This is a genomic window from Pseudoalteromonas sp. APC 3694, assembly GCF_030407565.1.
GTDB classification, from domain to species: Bacteria; Pseudomonadota; Gammaproteobacteria; order Enterobacterales; family Alteromonadaceae; genus Pseudoalteromonas; species Pseudoalteromonas tetraodonis.
The window spans coordinates 1-15969 of sequence record NZ_JASDDE010000002.1; the positions used below are offsets into that span (position 1 = coordinate 1).

Consider the following 15969-nt stretch of genomic DNA (forward strand, 5'->3'; position numbering starts at 1 on the left):
TTAAACCGCCCCTAGTTTGAACAAATTTTAATCCGCAAAGGTCAACAGACCCTAGAGGTTTCATATGTTTCGTCGTTATTTAGCTGTTACTAAGCCAGGTATTATTATGGGGAATTTGATCAGCGTTGCCGGTGGTTTTTTACTCGCCGCCCGCGGTGATATAGACCCATGGTTAATGTTGGTTACCTTGGTTGGTTTATCGCTTGTTGTTGCATCGGGATGTGCCATAAACAATGTTATTGATAGAGACATTGATGTTGCCATGGCGCGTACTCGCTCACGTGTGACTGTAACGGGCGAAATGTCTGCAAAAGCCGCTTTAAGTCATGGCGTGTTATTAGGGCTAATTGGCTTTGGCTTATTAATTGCCTTTACCACTCAAGCGGCAGTATTTTTTGCCGCCTTTGGCTATGTCATCTATGTAGGGGTTTACAGCCTCTACATGAAACGCAACTCTGTTTACGGCACCTTTATTGGTAGTCTGTCGGGCGCAGTTCCACCTGTTGTTGGCTATTGCGCCGTTACGGATGTGTTCGATATGGGTGCATTAATACTGCTGGTGATGTTTAGTTTGTGGCAAATGCCGCACTCATATGCAATTGCTATTTTTCGCTTTAAAGATTACCAAGCCGCTAATATTCCAGTATTGCCCGTGGCGCAAGGTGTTAACAAAGCTAAGCGCCATATTGTGCTTTATATTGCGGTATATGCTTTAGTGGTGATGCTATTGCCAATTAGTGGTTATACCGGTGCTGCCTTTATGGCCGTTGCCTGTATTACCAGTTTTTGGTGGTTACTCATGGCACTTAGAGGATACCGCTACAACATAGACACCACCCGTTGGGCACGCCAAGTGTTTGCGTTTTCAATTATTAATATTACCGCTTTGAGCATTGCCATGGCGTTAGATTATCAAACAATTGCGCCACAACTGGTGGCGCTAAACTGATCTAAAACGATCAATGAACCGAGTTAATTCCCAAAGTTAACCAAAGGCTCTGAGCATTGCGAGGAGCCTTTTTTCGGCCCTAAAACAAAGCTAAATTATTTACTTAAGCTTTCAGCATCATAAAACATGGGTTTCAATGTGCCACAATTTATAAACTGATAATTGAGCTCACCAGCAGAGGGCACTTCAGTTGAGGTGCGAAACTTTTGTAAACAGGCTCCACTTAAATCAACAAACATAATATGATGATAGCTTGGTGGCTGAGTTATTTGGTGAATATAAATACGCTCGTTATTTTTTAGCGTAACCATATCGTACTGTTGCCATTTTGAGGCTGGGCTTAAATCAGTTAGCTCACGAGTAAATAACTGCTCGCTAAGCTCTATTAATTTATCACTGTAAACTAAGCTACCTCCTTGTCTAAAATCTCCAAGGTACACATCTGCGGTAATCGCGACTTCTTCGCCTCGCATTAAGCGTTGAATATTAAACGGCTTTGATTTTACGGTAACTAACTCAGCGTCACGTACTAAATCTAAAAATGGAATATCAGATACATCTACCTTGTACATAACATGCATATCATAAGGAAGCTCAAAGCTTGGAATATTAATGGCGTATACACTTGAACCCTTATTAACTAATACCATGCCATGCTCTGCTTCATATTTGGGGTTTAATGGCGGAAGTTCTGGTGGCTCTTCGGCATTAGCAAGCGAGCTGGTACAAAATACAATGCTGATAAATAAATATACGAAGTAGGGTAGCCGCATAATAACCTCAATTAATTTATAGATATAAAGTGTAGTATACATTTATACATAATTATCTTTAGTTATATTTTAGTAAAGCTTAAACGTGATACACACTAAAGCTTTAGCGTGTATCAGTACATTTAGGGTTAGCTATTATCTAATTGCTTTTTTCACTTCGCGCCAGTCAATAATTTTAAAGTTTTGTGGTTGTAGGGGCATGCGATTGTAGCCATCTTGTACTATAAGCATGCCTTCAGGGTAACCAGGCAAAGCCGTTGCTGTAACGGTTAAACCGTCAGTTTCACCTACGCCATCAATGCCTTTATCTAGGTTTGCAATTACATTAAACTTACCTGCAAAGCTTAGACTAGGCTCTTTGTCATCTGAGATTTTATAAAGCACATAGCTATTATCGCCTTGGCTTGATACCACTAAATAGCGAGCATCATTAGCATGATAAATTTCCATACCTTCAACATCTGCCACCAGTTGCTCATTAACACTTTGTAGCTTTACTGCTTTGTTACCAGCGGTAGGCTCTGCATCGATATACCAAATGCCTGCATCTTCTTCACCTGCAAATAGTTGGCCTAGATTATCATCAGCGCTACAGCCTTCAGGTTGGCTTGGTAGAGTAAACTCTCTAACCAGTTCACCACTTAAATTACTTTGCTCACCGATGAGTTTATATTGCTGAAATAAACCTGATTTATCATTAACAAACACGTAATGGCCAGACTCAGAGGAATACATACACATACCGTAAATCTCAGGTAGGTTAGTGGCTATTTCTGTCACATGGTTTACTTGGTTATCACTATCGACAGTAAATACGCTAATGCTATTAAGAGTACGGTTACTGGCAGTGATCCACGTATGGGTCTGGTTGTTTATGTCTTGATGTTGGCGCACATCAACATTATTTAAACGCCCAACATTAAGCGATTGTACTTTGCTGCCAGCAAGGTCATAAACCATCAAACCACGGCGTTTATCTGTGCCTAAAATTAAGCTGTTTTTAGCGTCTTGCTCATTAATCCAAATAGCCGGATCATCTGCTGCATCACCAAACGCAGCAACCGGTGTAGTTTGTGCGCTGGCATGAAGGTGAGTCATCGCGACATTGTTTTGTGAAGTCGCTGTTTGCGCTGTGTAGTTAACGTTTGCTTGAATGTAAGCGCCTGTTTCATCATCAATTAATACCAGCTGGGCTTGACTGTCATTGATAAAGCTCGCTGCAACAGACTCTATTGTGTGCTCACCTGCCAGCGACCATTGGCTTAGCTTGTCTGTTTGAGCTTGGTAAGCATAAACCTTATTACCATCAGTGGCACTCAGCCATAATGTACCGTCTTGTGATACCGATAGAGCCCCGATTTCACTGTTTAATTCGCCGTATGGCTGTACTAAAGCCACAGGTTGCTTATTGGCATCTGATTCCGCATCAGCATTAATGGCCCACACTCCGAGCTCTGCCTCACTCACATACAGGGTTTTTGTGTCGTCATTTACTGCACAACCTGAAGCCTCTGTGACTGCAGAGAACTCACGTACTGCGATATTTTTAGCTTGGTTAGTGGCTAAATCATAAATAACCGTTTCGCTGATCAAGCCGCGAACATCTGGCACAAATGCTGATACAGTTTCGTTATTGCTATTTTTAAATAAACACACGGCATCGGGCTGGGCTTGAGGTGGACTAATGCGGGTGAGTTCATTTAGCTGCCAAGTTTGGCCATTTTTTATAAGCTTAAAAATAACCACATTATCTTGGTTGTTATCTAGAGTTGCCAATAAAAATTGCTGCGCTGCTATTTTTTTCAGTGAAATTGACTCAAAGTTACCGGCGAGCAGCACACTGCTTTTCTCGTTATCGGTAAGTAATAAACCCTGGCTTTCGCTCGCCATTAGCCATTGATTATTACCTAGCGCTGCTGCTTGTGAGCCTTGCATGTATTGTTGTGGGCCAAATAATTTGGTTTCAATGTCTGTTTTTTCAATATATGGTTTTGTAACTGCTGCATTATTTTGCGTATCGTTATTACGTGTACAGCCGCTTATAGTAGTCAATAGAAGTGCACTGCCAAGCACAGCTGAAATTGTATTTAGTTTAAAGTTCATTATTTTATCCTTTACTTATCTATGTGCTTTTCAGTGCTAAAACGTACTTCACCAAGGTGATTAATCGCGCTTACACTGAGAGTTTCGCCATTGATAGAGACACTTAAAAAACCCGGTGTTGCTTCTGCGTAGCGGGTAAATTCACGTTGTTTTACAAACCGTGCTTCACTGCCACCACCAGAGACAAAGTGAGCCACCTTGCTATTTTTTGGTTGATTGTATTGCAAGTCGTGCTCGTGCCCTGCGATATAAACGTGCACGTTATGGCGTTCTAAAATAGGTTCTAAAATGTCGCGAAGACCTTGGTTGCGTCCAAAGCGTTTACCGCTAGAGTAAAGCGGGTGATGGCCAACAACAATTTTCCATTTTGCGTTACTGCCAGCTAGTTGGGTTTCAAGCCAAGTAAGTTGGGTTTTATAGCCTTGCCCTTGGGTTGAACGGTATTTTTCACGGGTTTTATATTCAGGTTGAATCGGGTTGGTATCTAAAAACACCATTAACACTTGCTCGTTGTTTTCAAGCGCAAATGTTTTACTGTAGTACCTTGCAGGTAACTGCCAACGCTGACTTTTTGCGGTGTAGTCAATTTGTGCTTGGGCATTACCCAAGTAATCGTGATTACCTAAAACAACATACCAATCTTCAAATGTGTGCGGGCCATGGTATATGTTCTCAAAGGCTGATTGCCAAAGAGGATCGTTCACACTTGCCACGCCATTTGGGTAAAAGTTATCGCCGGTCGAGACGATAAAATCGGCATCAGTTTGATACATAGCAATTTCTAGCTGATGAGCCACTTCTTTTTGGTAAAAGTGGCCGTTGTGTCCCCAATCACCAATAACCATAAAGTTAAGGCTATTAGGCAACGTAGTTAACCTAGCTATTTTTTGTTGTTGGTATAGTGCATCTTTATAAACAACAGGCTCGTTTGCACTAAGCGCTGATGAGCACAGTATCGCGGCCATTATGAAAGACAATTTAAACATGTTTTAACTCCAAAAAAGCACGCGATGGTTTGCCATTACGTGCTTAAAATGACAATACGTGTGATTAGAATGCGTAACGCAGCATTACTTGAATCACAGGGCCTGCTTCTTCCGATTCAAGCTCGTACTCATCAAAGGCACGATTGTTTTGATCATCAAGCGAGTCAAACTTATTGAAAACTTCATCTTTACTGGCATCCAGTAAGTTTGAACCAACTAGGCGTAGAGTGATGTCATCCCAGCGCTTTTCAACGAATAACTCTAAATCAGCACCGTAAGAGGTTGTTACTTCTTCACCCACAAAGCGTCCGTATGCATCACCTTGGTTACGGTACGTTGCACCAAATGATGCGCCAAGTGTTGGTAAATCTTGGATAAAGCCTACGTTATAAACATAATCAGATTGGTCATTAAATTTACGCTTACCAAAGCTGTCTTCAACTTCACTGTCGAGCCAAGAGTAATTTAAGAAGATACCAGTGTTAGGCATGTTTAAGGCGCTCAGTGGGGTTGATAAATCAAACTCAATACCTTGAACTGTGCCATCACCAGTATTTTGTGGTTGCAGCACAAATGTGCCTTCGCCTTCAGAGCCTTCAACACCGGTACTGGCAATTTCAATAAGGTCGCTAACGTCACGGTAAAATACGTTTACACCAACAACACCACTTTTACCTAAACGGTATTCGTAACCTAAATCGATACCCCAAGACGATTCTGGTTTAAGGCTTGAGTTACCTAAAAAGTCATTATCGGCGAGCTCTTTTTCAAGTAAGGCGGGTGTCATGTAGTCAAAGTCAGGGCGGCGTAAGCTGCGAGCAACAGAGGCACTGACTCGTCCGTTATCGCTGATGCTATAACGAAAGTGAGCCGACGGTAAGAAAAAGTCATAATCATTCTCGGCAGTTACGCCTTCATTGGTATCAGTAATACTTGAATCAGTTGACTCCCAGCGCACCCCCATCTCCCACGAGAACACATCCGCTTCGTGCTTGATTAGCGCAAATAAATCAAAACGATCTTCTTCTAGGGTATTAACGCCACCAGCCACTGGTTCAAAGGCGTTGTCAAAACCGGCAAGAGTCAGTGGATTCTCAGTAAATTGATCCCAATTGGTAAAGTCTTTTTCAAGCTCATCTTCAGCGACAAAAATAGCGGTATCGCGCTCTTTACCTTGTATAAAAGCACCAAATTGGATTTCTTTTGAATCACCTACTAGTAAGCTGTGCTGCCATTGTAATGACCATTCTTTATCATCGATATCAACGGTTTCTTCTGCTTCTTCAAACACCATTGGAGCTCTGAGGTATCAAGCTCAACTTCTTGTTCGTAAACAGACTCTTCAAAGCTGGCATAACCTAATTTAAATTTGCTGGTACCGCCCAGTAGGGGTAATTCATAGCCAGAATTAATGTTGTAGTTGGTTTGATCAATAAACGAAACGTTTGCGTTATCTGAGAGTAAATTACCCCCTTCAACAACAGAGCCTGATGTCGCCGTTGGGTTGTCGTATTCAAAAGAGCGCTCATCTTCGGTACGGTCGGTATCAACCCACATGGCGCTAATATCAAACTTACCGCCATTATCAAATACCTTCTCAAAGCTGGCATTTAAAGAGGTATCATCGCCATCACGGATATCAGATTGATCTTCACGGTTATCAAAATCGTCTGTAGCGTAATTAGGGTTATTTTCAGGGCTATCGCCATAACGTCTGCTTGATTTTTGTTTTGGGTTATAACGACCTTGTAAATTGGCACCTACGAGTAAACGGCCACCTGCAAATTCAGTACCGTAAACGCCCGCAAGGCTCTCTTTTATTTCGCCGTCATCGTAACGTAAGCCACCAGCGCGAATATAACCACCGTCTAAGCTGTAGCCATCGCGAAGTACAATATTAAGTGTGCCTGCTATGGCATCGGCAGAGCGGTTGGCACTAGATGAACGAATAATTTCTACACGCTCAATTAATTCTGCTGGGATACGGTCCACAAAAAATGAACGGTCAGCACCGGCACCCGGTACTTCCTCACCATTAATAAGTACTTTTGTGTAAGCAGGGCTTAAGCCACGCATACGAGCGCCGTCTGATTCAAGTACGTCAGATAAAAAAGTAACACTAGGAACACGCTTTAGTGCATCACCGGCGGTGAGTGGTTCAAAACGTTGAAAGTATTCTTGTGAGTATTCAAGCGTTGGCGCTAGTTCTTGCGAGCGGTTGCGATAACCAATCTCACCATAGACCACAAGTTCTTCAGAAACCTTTACTTCAGGTTCTCTTGGTGGTGTTTGTTCTTGTGCATTCACGATAATACTAAATTGGCTCAGTGCTAATGCCGCTACAACAGCATTTAACTTAAATTGTTTCATTGATTTGCTCCGGTTGTCCTTGGTTTGGTGAGCAAACTAAAAAAAGTTAATGACGCTAATGTGACAGTTTTAAAGTTAATTCCTGACAAAACGCCAACTTAGTACTTTTCAAACAGACATTTGAGCTGTTTAAACACGGCTCCAGAGCACTAAAAATGGTTATTACGAGGTTAAATACTTATAAATTTTAATCTCAATGTCATATCAATGAGCCAAAATGACCCTGACGAACACAGCATGACTAAGCTAGCATGCAGACCAACATAGACTAAAGAAGCCACCCTAATGCGATATAACCCATTTACCAACCATGCAAAATTAACCAACACCATCATTTTATTGTTAGTTATGGCTGTAGCAATATGTACTTACTTTGGCGAACTTAAGCAATGGCAAGACATTGCGTGGCTCGATATTGTTGGTGAAGGCGGTATTGTGTTGATGACCCTCAGCTGGATAGTTGCGTTACTTATTTCACGCCCGCCAGGCAAAGTAACTACCTTATTAGTGTTAGGTTTAGGTTTGTTTATGTTCTCAGCCACACTCGATTTACTCGATGAGTGGTTAAAGCAACCTTCACAATTATGGCTCACCTGGTTTGAGTCACTACCAGCGCCGTTTGGTATGTCGCTTACCAGTGTTGGGCTTTATTATTGGCATCAAGAGCAATTTGTGTTAAATCGTCAATTGCGTCGTCGAGAAGCGCATCTGCGAGAACATGAAAAGGTCTGTCCGGTAACAGGGTTATACCGAGTAAACTACTTACATTCACTGATGCAGCAACAACAAACAGAGCAGCAAGGGGGTACTTTAGGTGTTATTGATATTCGTGATTTTGCAAAGTTTAATGCGCAGTTTGGTTTTAGTGAAGGTGATAGGTTACTAAGAGAAATTAGTGATTTATTAGTAATGAATTGCCGATTAAATGATGTGCTTTGTCGCTATGCCGGTGATTGCTTTATTGTACTTATGCCGAATACCAGCCAAAGCCAAGCCAAAGAGCTATTAGCGCAAATGAAAGCGGCGCTTAATCACTGTGCGTTTAAAGTCGCAAAAAGCAAAGGTGCACAGTTTCAGCATATTTTAACCGCCACCATGGCAATGGATTTAGAGCAAGATCCAGTGCAGCAAACCAGCCAGCTACATCAACAATTACAACAACAAAAGGCGCTTGTAGGTGCAGCAGTATATTAGCTTAGACGATAAATACCTCAGCGCCGAGGGGATTATCACTGCGCTGGTGGAGCTTGCTCAAGGACGAGGGATCCCGCTGCATAAATTGCTGCGTGGTACGGGTATTTTTGAGCAAGATTTATATGACCTATCACAGCGCTTTAGTTTATCGCAATTATTGGCTTTAATTAGCCAGTTTAAAGCCTTAATGAAGAGTAATGATAGTGGCTTTTTACTGGGTCATCAATTGGTTAATGACGTTAGCCCAGTAGTGCAAAGTGTGCGTTTAAGCCCCAGTTTAGGTATGGCTTTGAAGCAATTACAACAAATTAGTACCGTTATTGCCCCTTTATTATTTACCCGTAGGCATATATTTAAAGACGATTTATATCTGTACTTGCAACCGAGTATCGGTATGGACGAGTCATTAAAAAATTATTGTTTTGAAATATACAGCGCTGCGTTAATGAGCTTACTAAAACGAGTATGTAATGTGTATCCACATTGTTATTTTGACTTTACTTGTAAACGCCCTCGGCATATTCAAGAATATGAGCAGCACTTAGGCTTACGGGTTCGGTTTGAACAACCCTACACCCGTTGGCACTTTAATAAACAACTACTTAAGTGCACAAACCCAGAGGCTAGTCAGCTTAGGTGGCAGCAGTGCATAGCGCAAAGTGAGTTACATAAGAATGTATCACAGTCTTTTGTTGAGGCTGTGTGCCAGCGCATTTACCGTGATAAAAACAACAGCCTTGCTAACAGTGCTGAGTATTTTGCCATGAGCTCTGCTACGTTTAAACGTAAGTTAAAACAACACGGTGTCAGTTACTCTCAATTACAAGATGAGCAAAATAAACTTAAAGCTCTGCATTTACTGGGGGTGTGCCACGGCTAGCGCATTTTAATCCCAGACTCTAACAGGGTTGAGCGGTAATCATCGTCTAGCCCTGCCATTTTCTTTTTCCTCGCCATACTTGCTGACTTAGATGCATCTTGTTTAAAAAGCGCCATGGCTATCTTTCGCATTACATTAAACATTAATGGCCCTTGAAGTTTGCGTATTCTCGATTCATCTTCTCTGAAGTTCATATCAAGCATCCAATGCATGCTTTCAACCTGCCAGTGACTGCGTACTGCATTGAGTGCTTGCGCTGCATTTAAGTCTAATGAACTTATATACCAGCGTGTTTCAGTGGTATCCGACCCTGCCGACTTATCATGAACTTCAGCCCTGACCTTAATAATACTCGTTAAGCCAGGCCAACGATAATCCTTGCCTAGCCAGCTTTTATCTATAAGTAACTGCTGGCATGTACGTGTTTCAACACGCCCATGTCCTGAGCTTATTTCGGTATGTTCATCACAATTATGCTTAGTTAACCTTTCACGCTCGCACTTGTGCCACCACGCTTCTAGTTCCTTTTGCATGCCTGAATGATTACCTTTAAGTGCAAGAATATAATCTGCTTTTTGTTGGATGATTTGTTTTGCTATTTCTTGTTGGCATCCCATCGCATCTAACGTAATGATACTGTTTTCAATATCGAGCAGGGTGAGTAATTCTGGTATTGCGGTGATTTCATTTGTTTTATTATCAACAGCCGTCTGCCCAAGCACTAACTGGTGTTGGCAACTCCATGCACTGACCGTGTGTAAGGCACTTTTTCTGTCTTTTGTGGTAAATGAACGCCGTGCGGTTTTGCCATCAATAGCGATGATATCTGCACCTGTGATTTCAATCAGTGATGATATCCAAGATTGAAATGCCCTTTCTATTTCATTTGCTTTTAACCGACACATGACGCGCGCAATCGTGTCATGTTTTGGAATTCCTGCGTTGAACGTGCCGTATTTTTTTAACCAATCAAGTTTTAGGTGCCCAAAGTCTTCAATATCTTCCCATCCTTCTGCACCAGAGAGCACAGCGCTAATAGCAAGGAGAAGAATATCGATAAGTTCATGCTTTTTACAACGTTCAATGCGAGGATCTGTAATTGAATTAAAATGTTTCAGAAAAGTAGTGCTCATATTTATGCGACCAAGTAATTATTATGCCTTGATCTGATCACTACTTGCTCTATAAGTTCAATTTATAATGATCTTGCCGTGGGGGGTGTGCCAGCAAGGTAATGAACGAGTGGCTGATCGGCTTGCATTTTATGATATTCCTAACTTTCGCCGAGCATTTAAGCGTTGGACCGGCCTTACGCCAAGTCAGTTAAAAATATAATTAAAAACTAGCCGCTTGCTTTATAACAATGCCATGGCGCTTTGCTAGGCGCTGATGATCTCTGTCATAGCCTCCACCAATCACAGTGGCAACAGGGGTATTATTTGCAAGGCAGCGTTTAAGCACTAAGTGATCGCGCTTTTCTATCCCTTGCCAACTAATATCCAGTTTGCCTAAGCCATCCTCTTGCCAAATATCAACGCCAGCATCGTATAAAACAAGATCCGGGTTAAGCTCGTTTAATAAAAATTGTAGCGTATCGTCAACAATACCTAAATATTCAGCATCTTGCATATTATTGGCTAAACCAATATCTAAATCGCTAGGGGACTTTCTAAACGGGAAGTTTTTCTCACAGTGTATTGAACAGGTAAACGCATAAGGTTGATGAGCCAGCATAGCTGCGGTGCCATCGCCTTGGTGAACATCTAAATCAAAAATCAGTACGTTGGTCACTTCACGATTTTGAATTAACGTTTGTGCGGTAAAAGCTAAATCGTTCACCATACAAAAACCTGAGCCAAAATCACTATGAGCATGGTGAGTGCCGCCCGCTAAATGGCACGCAAGCCCATTTTTAAGCGCTAAACGCGCGGTTTGCAGTGTTCCTAGCGGAGCGGTAAATGTGCGGTTCATTAGTGCTTGTGACCAGGGTAAGCCAATACGGCGCATGGCTCTTTCATCTAGGCGGTTATGCCATAAATCGTGAATGTAGTTTTCACAATGTACTATTTCTAGCTCTTCTACACTACCATGTGGTGGTTCTGTGATATTACTGCCAGCAAGCCCAAGGGTTTTAACATGCTGGTGTAGCTGAGCAAATTTACTCATTACAAAGCGATGTTTGGGATCAAAACTAAACGAGTAATTAGGATGATAAACTAAAGGTAGATTGGGATTTAAACTCATATCTGCGTCGTTTAATTATTTTTGGTTATGGTAATCAACTTCACGCAGTGCGTCTATTTATGTTTGGTGAATAAGCGTTTCAAGCTCACGGTGTAATAATGTTTCATCGGCAAGGTTTAGCTCAACTAAACGCTTTAAATGCGTGATACTGTCTATATCAATACTATGGCATTTAAGGCCAACATGATTTTCTTCTATGTGACGAATAACCACCGGCATTTTTATTTCAATATCGCTTTGTGGCAAGGTAAAACGTAATATTGCTTCGTCATTTTTGTTGCCTGTAAAGGCATCGCTTTTAGTGATCAGTGCACCATGTAAAGAAATATCTAATAGGGTACATGCATACTGGGAGCTAGCCGTTTCCAATTGCGCTGCTGTAGAGAACATAATACGAGAAAATTGCCGACGGTTTTGCATAATAATCTTATAAAGTTGTTATTTATAATAAGCATAGCTGGTAATGCTCAACACGCCAATTTGCTCAAAGATAAAAATAGCTCGCATAAAAAAGCCCCGCATAAAATGCAGGGCTTTTAACTTATTCACTGTGGCTGTTAGCCAATTTTTTTATACTTTATGCGCTTAGGCTGTGCAGCTTCTGCACCAAGAGTCTTTTTAAGCCACTCTTCGTATTCAGTATAGTTACCATCAAAGAAGTTAATTTGGCCTTCGTCGCGGTAATCTAAAATGTGTGTAGCAATACGGTCAAGGAACCAACGGTCATGCGAGATACACATGACACAACCTGGGAATTCTAAAATAGCATTCTCAAGAGCACGTAATGTTTCAACGTCCAAGTCATTGGTTGGCTCATCTAGAAGTACCACGTTGCCGCCTGCTTTTAACAGCTTAGCTAGGTGTAAACGGTTACGCTCACCGCCAGATAAGTCTTTAACAAACTTTTGCTGATCGTTACCTTTAAAGTTAAAACGGCTAACGTAAGCACGGCTTGGGAACTCAAAGTTACCAATTTTTAGTACATCTTGGCCGTCAGAGATTTCTTGGAATACCGTTTTGCTTTCGTCCATGTTGCCACGGAACTGATCAACAGTTGCCAGTTCTACTGTTTCACCAATGCTGATATTACCGCTATCTGGCTGTTCTTCACCGCTTAACATTTTAAATAGCGTTGATTTACCTGCACCATTGGCACCAATAATACCCACAATAGCGCCTTTAGGCATGCTAAAGCTTAAATCATCAATTAAAACACGGTCGCCAAAGCTTTTACGTAAGTTGTTTACTTCTAATACTTGGTCACCTAAACGTGGGCCAGGTGGAATAAACAATTCGTTGGTTTCGTTACGTTTTTGGTAATCAGACTGTTGTAGCTCGCTAAACTGTGCCATACGCGCTTTTGATTTAGCTTGACGACCTTTAGGGTTTGAACGAACCCATTCAAGTTCTTGTGCAATTGATTTTTGACGTGCTTTTTCAGATTTTTGCTCTTGCTGTAAGCGGGCATCTTTTTGCTCAAGCCAAGACGAGTAGTTACCTTCCCACGGAATACCTTCACCACGGTCAAGCTCTAAGATCCAGCCAGCAACATTATCAAGGAAGTAACGGTCATGCGTTACTGCCACAACGGTGCCTTCGTAGTCATGTAAGAAGCGCTCTAACCAGGCAACCGACTCAGCATCTAAGTGGTTAGTTGGCTCATCGAGAATAAGCATATCTGGTTTTTCAAGTAACAAACGACAAATAGCAACACGACGGCGTTCACCACCCGATAGGTGCTCAATTTTAGCATCCCACTCAGGTAAACGAAGTGCATCGGCAGCACGCTCTAATACGTTATCGATATTATGACCATCATGCGCTTGAATAATCGCTTCTAATTCACCTTGTTCTTTAGCCAGTGCGTCAAAGTCAGCGCCTTCCATTGCGTATTCGTTATACACTTCGTCAAGGCGGTTAAGGGCATGTTTTACTTCACCTACAGCTTCTTCAACAATTTCACGAACTGTTTTGCTTTCGTCCAAAACAGGCTCTTGCGGCAAGTAACCAATTTTAGTGCCTGGTTGAGGGCGAGCTTCACCTTCAAAATCTTCATCAACACCTGCCATAATGCGTAGTAATGATGATTTACCAGAACCATTTAGACCTAGCACACCAATTTTTGCACCAGGGAAAAAATGCAACGAAATATCTTTTAAGATAGTGCGTTTTGGTGGCACAACCTTAGATACTCGACTCATCGAGAATATAAACTTATCAGGTAAAACCATAGAAGAAGCCTTCAATAATAATAAAAATTTCAATGCTGTATTGTAGTGGCTCACAGGTGAAACAGTCAACGAATGGGGCTGTTTTAAAGTACATATTCAATTTGTACAAACCGAGTGAATAAATTTCATTTAGACATCTATACATCTAGAGGTTGATATTTTTCACATTCTGTTCATAATGAGAGCGTATTAATTCTCGGTTTTTATGAGCAGGAGCTTTAAGAATGCCAATTACAGTAGAAGACGAATTGCCAGCTATTGCACGTTTACGTCATGAAAACGTGTTTGTAATGCCAAAAACACGTGCAAAAACGCAAGAAATACGCCCTATGCGTTTGGCTATTCTTAATCTTATGCCTAATAAAGTAGAAACCGAAGTACAGTTTATTCGCTTGTTGGCTAATTCTCCGCTGCAAGTAAATGTAGAGCTACTGCGCCTTGACACACATCGTAGCAGTAGCAACTCAGAGCAACACTTAGATACCTTTTATCGTTACTTTTCAGAAGTGAAAAACAATAATTACGATGCACTATTAATTACCGGTGCGCCTTTGGCACATTTAGAGTATGAAGAAGTGGCGTATTGGGAAGAATTCAAAGTGATTATTGATTGGGCCGAGCAGCATGTAACCTCTACCTTGTTTTCGTGCTGGGCTGCCCACGCGGCTTTATATCACCGTTATAATTTAAAGCGCGATTTAAAAGACAACAAACTCTGCGGGGTGTTTACCCATCAATGCTACTTTGCCCATGGTGCACTTACCCGCGGCTTTGACGATACCTTTTTAGTGCCGCACTCACGTTATGGCCACATAGATATAGATAAAATAAACGCTTGTGAAGAGCTGGTGGTATTAGCGGGCTCTGAACGAGTCGGGGCTTATTTACTTAAAAATAAATCGGGCAGCCAAGTGTTTATTACCGGCCACCCAGAATACGATGCCGACAGTTTAAAAGCCGAATATGAGCGCGATTTACAAAAAAGCCCTGATGCGCCAAAGCCCGAAAACTATTTTCCTGATGACGATACCAGCAAGCAACCGTCTAAAACATGGCAAAGTCACGCGTTTTTACTGTTTTCAAACTGGTTAAATTATTACGTTTACCAAACCACACCCTATGATATTAACTTAGTTAGCCAAGACGTAAGGACTAACAACTATGCCGAATAATCCTCAAAACAATAAGCATCAAGAGCTGAGCGCTGCGCTCAAACAGCGCATTTTAATTTTAGATGGTGCAATGGGAACCATGATCCAAGCGCATAAGCTTGAAGAGCAAGACTACCGTGGTGAACGTTTTAAAGATTGGCACGTGCTTATTAAAGGCAACAACGATTTATTAAGCCTAACCAAGCCTGAAATTATTACTGATATACACCGCAGCTTTTTAGCCGCCGGAGCCGATATTATCGAAACTAACACCTTTAACTCGACCACCATTTCGATGGAAGATTACGACATGGCGAGTATAAGCCGTGAAGTTAATTTAGAGTCAGCTAAGTTAGCCCGCACTGTATGTGACGAATTTAGTGCTAAAACCCCAGAAAAACCGCGCTATGTAGCAGGTGTTTTAGGGCCAACGTCTAAAACGTGTTCGTTATCGCCGGATGTAAACGACCCCGGCTATCGTAATATCACCTTTGATAAGTTAGTGACTGCGTATGTTGAGTCAACCCTTGCGCTTATGGAGGGCGGTGTAGATATAATTTTAATCGAAACCATATTCGACACGCTTAATGCAAAAGCGGCATCGTTCGCAGTAGAAGAAGCGTTTGAACAAGCAGGGCGCACATTGCCAGTGATGATTTCAGGTACTATTACCGATGCCTCAGGCCGTACGCTTTCAGGGCAAACCACCGAAGCATTTTATAACTCTATTCGCCATATTAAGCCGCTTTCAATTGGCTTAAATTGCGCCCTTGGGCCAGATTTACTGCGCCAATACGTTGAAGAGCTATCACGTGTGTGCGAAACCTTTGTCTCTGTTCATCCTAACGCGGGCTTACCCAATGAGTTTGGAGAATACGACTTAGAAGCAGACGACATGGCAAAAGAGATCATAGATTGGGGTAAATCGGGCTTTATTAATATTGTAGGCGGTTGCTGCGGCACTACGCCTGCGCACATTCGTGCCTTTGCCAAAGGGCTTGAAGGCACAGCACCACGAAAATTACCTGAGCTTGAAGTGCGTATGCGTTTATCAGGCCTAGAAGCCTGTAACTTAAATTAAGGAGCCG

At 41.9% G+C, this 15969-nt stretch carries 14 protein-coding genes and 1 pseudogene; 6 read left to right on the forward strand and 9 right to left on the reverse strand.

What is annotated here, in order from left to right; all coding sequences use genetic code 11:
• Positions 1 to 64: 64 nt before the first annotated feature.
• Entirely contained in the window at positions 65 to 949 is an 885-nt protein-coding gene (gene cyoE / locus QMA00_RS01015; RefSeq protein WP_290155489.1) for a heme o synthase, read from the forward strand.
• A 95-nt stretch (positions 950 to 1044) separates the two neighbouring features.
• Here cyoE and QMA00_RS01020 read toward each other — a convergent pair whose 3' ends face one another.
• The 5 genes from QMA00_RS01020 to QMA00_RS01040 all read right to left on the reverse strand — a co-directional run bounded on the left by QMA00_RS01020 (position 1045) and on the right by QMA00_RS01040 (position 7181).
• On the reverse strand, positions 1045 to 1722 hold the full coding sequence (locus QMA00_RS01020; protein WP_290155490.1) for a hypothetical protein: 678 nt from the start codon (positions 1720 to 1722) through the stop codon (positions 1045 to 1047).
• Positions 1723 to 1857: 135 nt separating this feature from the next.
• On the reverse strand, positions 1858 to 3825 hold the full coding sequence (locus QMA00_RS01025) for a phytase (protein ID WP_076923143.1): 1968 nt from the start codon (positions 3823 to 3825) through the stop codon (positions 1858 to 1860).
• Between the two features lie 11 nt (positions 3826 to 3836).
• Complete coding sequence (locus QMA00_RS01030; protein WP_076923142.1) at positions 3837 to 4811, reverse strand: metallophosphoesterase; 975 nt, start codon at positions 4809 to 4811, stop codon at positions 3837 to 3839.
• Between the two features lie 64 nt (positions 4812 to 4875).
• Positions 4876 to 6105, reverse strand: a complete 1230-nt coding sequence (locus QMA00_RS01035) for a TonB-dependent receptor (protein WP_254843695.1) — start codon at positions 6103 to 6105, stop codon at positions 4876 to 4878.
• Entirely contained in the window at positions 6027 to 7181 is a 1155-nt protein-coding gene (locus QMA00_RS01040; RefSeq protein WP_254843694.1) for a TonB-dependent receptor plug domain-containing protein, read from the reverse strand. Before QMA00_RS01040 ends, QMA00_RS01035 begins: the two co-directional genes overlap by 79 nt.
• Positions 7182 to 7466: 285 nt before the next feature.
• Between QMA00_RS01040 and QMA00_RS01045 the strand changes: the two genes are divergently transcribed.
• Together QMA00_RS01045 and QMA00_RS01050 are read left to right on the forward strand one after the other, a co-directional pair.
• Positions 7467 to 8375, forward strand: a complete 909-nt coding sequence (locus QMA00_RS01045) for a GGDEF domain-containing protein (protein WP_290155494.1) — start codon at positions 7467 to 7469, stop codon at positions 8373 to 8375.
• A complete protein-coding gene (locus QMA00_RS01050) occupies positions 8359 to 9255 on the forward strand; it encodes an AraC family transcriptional regulator (protein WP_262977071.1) in 897 nt (298 codons plus the stop codon). The genes QMA00_RS01045 and QMA00_RS01050 overlap by 17 nt, the downstream gene beginning before the upstream one ends.
• Here the strand turns inward: QMA00_RS01050 and QMA00_RS01055 are convergent.
• Positions 9252 to 10388: an ISAs1 family transposase gene (locus QMA00_RS01055; protein ID WP_248475029.1), complete on the reverse strand. Its 1137-nt coding sequence runs from the start codon at positions 10386 to 10388 to the stop codon at positions 9252 to 9254. The two genes, QMA00_RS01050 and QMA00_RS01055, sit on opposite strands and share 4 nt — an antisense overlap.
• A gap of 85 nt (positions 10389 to 10473) precedes the next feature.
• On the opposite strand from QMA00_RS01055, the pseudogene QMA00_RS01060 reads away from it, so the two are divergent.
• Positions 10474 to 10590 (forward strand): annotated as a pseudogene (locus tag QMA00_RS01060) (AraC family transcriptional regulator); the annotation flags it as partial.
• On the opposite strand, the gene QMA00_RS01065 reads toward QMA00_RS01060, so the two are convergent.
• The 3 genes from QMA00_RS01065 to ettA all read right to left on the reverse strand — a co-directional run bounded on the left by QMA00_RS01065 (position 10591) and on the right by ettA (position 13730).
• Positions 10591 to 11499: a histone deacetylase gene (locus QMA00_RS01065; RefSeq protein WP_076923139.1), complete on the reverse strand. Its 909-nt coding sequence runs from the start codon at positions 11497 to 11499 to the stop codon at positions 10591 to 10593. It abuts the pseudogene before it with no gap.
• Between the two features lie 57 nt (positions 11500 to 11556).
• Positions 11557 to 11919 carry a PilZ domain-containing protein gene (locus QMA00_RS01070; protein WP_076923138.1) on the reverse strand — a complete coding sequence of 121 codons (363 nt, stop codon included), beginning with the start codon at positions 11917 to 11919 and terminating at the stop codon, positions 11557 to 11559.
• 137 nt (positions 11920 to 12056) lie between these two features.
• Positions 12057 to 13730 carry an energy-dependent translational throttle protein EttA gene (gene ettA, locus QMA00_RS01075; protein ID WP_024601901.1) on the reverse strand — a complete coding sequence of 558 codons (1674 nt, stop codon included), beginning with the start codon at positions 13728 to 13730 and terminating at the stop codon, positions 12057 to 12059.
• Between the two features lie 224 nt (positions 13731 to 13954).
• On the opposite strand from ettA, the gene metA reads away from it, so the two are divergent.
• Positions 13955 to 14902 carry a homoserine O-succinyltransferase gene (gene metA / locus QMA00_RS01080; protein ID WP_008465491.1) on the forward strand — a complete coding sequence of 316 codons (948 nt, stop codon included), beginning with the start codon at positions 13955 to 13957 and terminating at the stop codon, positions 14900 to 14902.
• The gene (locus QMA00_RS01085; RefSeq protein ID WP_076923137.1) at positions 14892 to 15962 is read left to right on the forward strand and encodes a homocysteine S-methyltransferase family protein; all 1071 of its coding nucleotides are present in this window, start codon (positions 14892 to 14894) and stop codon (positions 15960 to 15962) included. The genes metA and QMA00_RS01085 overlap by 11 nt, the downstream gene beginning before the upstream one ends.
• Positions 15963 to 15969 lie beyond the last annotated feature (7 nt).

What these genes read in the sequence shown, in the direction of transcription:
- QMA00_RS01085 (WP_076923137.1), top strand. Translation starts at nt 14,892, where the DNA reads ATGCCGAATAATCCTCAAAACAATAAGCATCAAGAGCTGAGCGCTGCG.
- QMA00_RS01025 (WP_076923143.1), bottom strand. Translation starts at nt 3,825, where the DNA reads ATGAACTTTAAACTAAATACAATTTCAGCTGTGCTTGGCAGTGCACTT.
- QMA00_RS01070 (WP_076923138.1), bottom strand. Translation starts at nt 11,919, where the DNA reads ATGCAAAACCGTCGGCAATTTTCTCGTATTATGTTCTCTACAGCAGCG.
- QMA00_RS01045 (WP_290155494.1), top strand. Translation starts at nt 7,467, where the DNA reads ATGCGATATAACCCATTTACCAACCATGCAAAATTAACCAACACCATC.
- QMA00_RS01065 (WP_076923139.1), bottom strand. Translation starts at nt 11,499, where the DNA reads ATGAGTTTAAATCCCAATCTACCTTTAGTTTATCATCCTAATTACTCG.
- metA (WP_008465491.1), top strand. Translation starts at nt 13,955, where the DNA reads ATGCCAATTACAGTAGAAGACGAATTGCCAGCTATTGCACGTTTACGT.
- QMA00_RS01020 (WP_290155490.1), bottom strand. Translation starts at nt 1,722, where the DNA reads ATGCGGCTACCCTACTTCGTATATTTATTTATCAGCATTGTATTTTGT.
- QMA00_RS01030 (WP_076923142.1), bottom strand. Translation starts at nt 4,811, where the DNA reads ATGTTTAAATTGTCTTTCATAATGGCCGCGATACTGTGCTCATCAGCG.
- QMA00_RS01035 (WP_254843695.1), bottom strand. Translation starts at nt 6,105, where the DNA reads ATGGTGTTTGAAGAAGCAGAAGAAACCGTTGATATCGATGATAAAGAA.
- ettA (WP_024601901.1), bottom strand. Translation starts at nt 13,730, where the DNA reads ATGGTTTTACCTGATAAGTTTATATTCTCGATGAGTCGAGTATCTAAG.
- cyoE (WP_290155489.1), top strand. Translation starts at nt 65, where the DNA reads ATGTTTCGTCGTTATTTAGCTGTTACTAAGCCAGGTATTATTATGGGG.
- QMA00_RS01040 (WP_254843694.1), bottom strand. Translation starts at nt 7,181, where the DNA reads ATGAAACAATTTAAGTTAAATGCTGTTGTAGCGGCATTAGCACTGAGC.
- QMA00_RS01055 (WP_248475029.1), bottom strand. Translation starts at nt 10,388, where the DNA reads ATGAGCACTACTTTTCTGAAACATTTTAATTCAATTACAGATCCTCGC.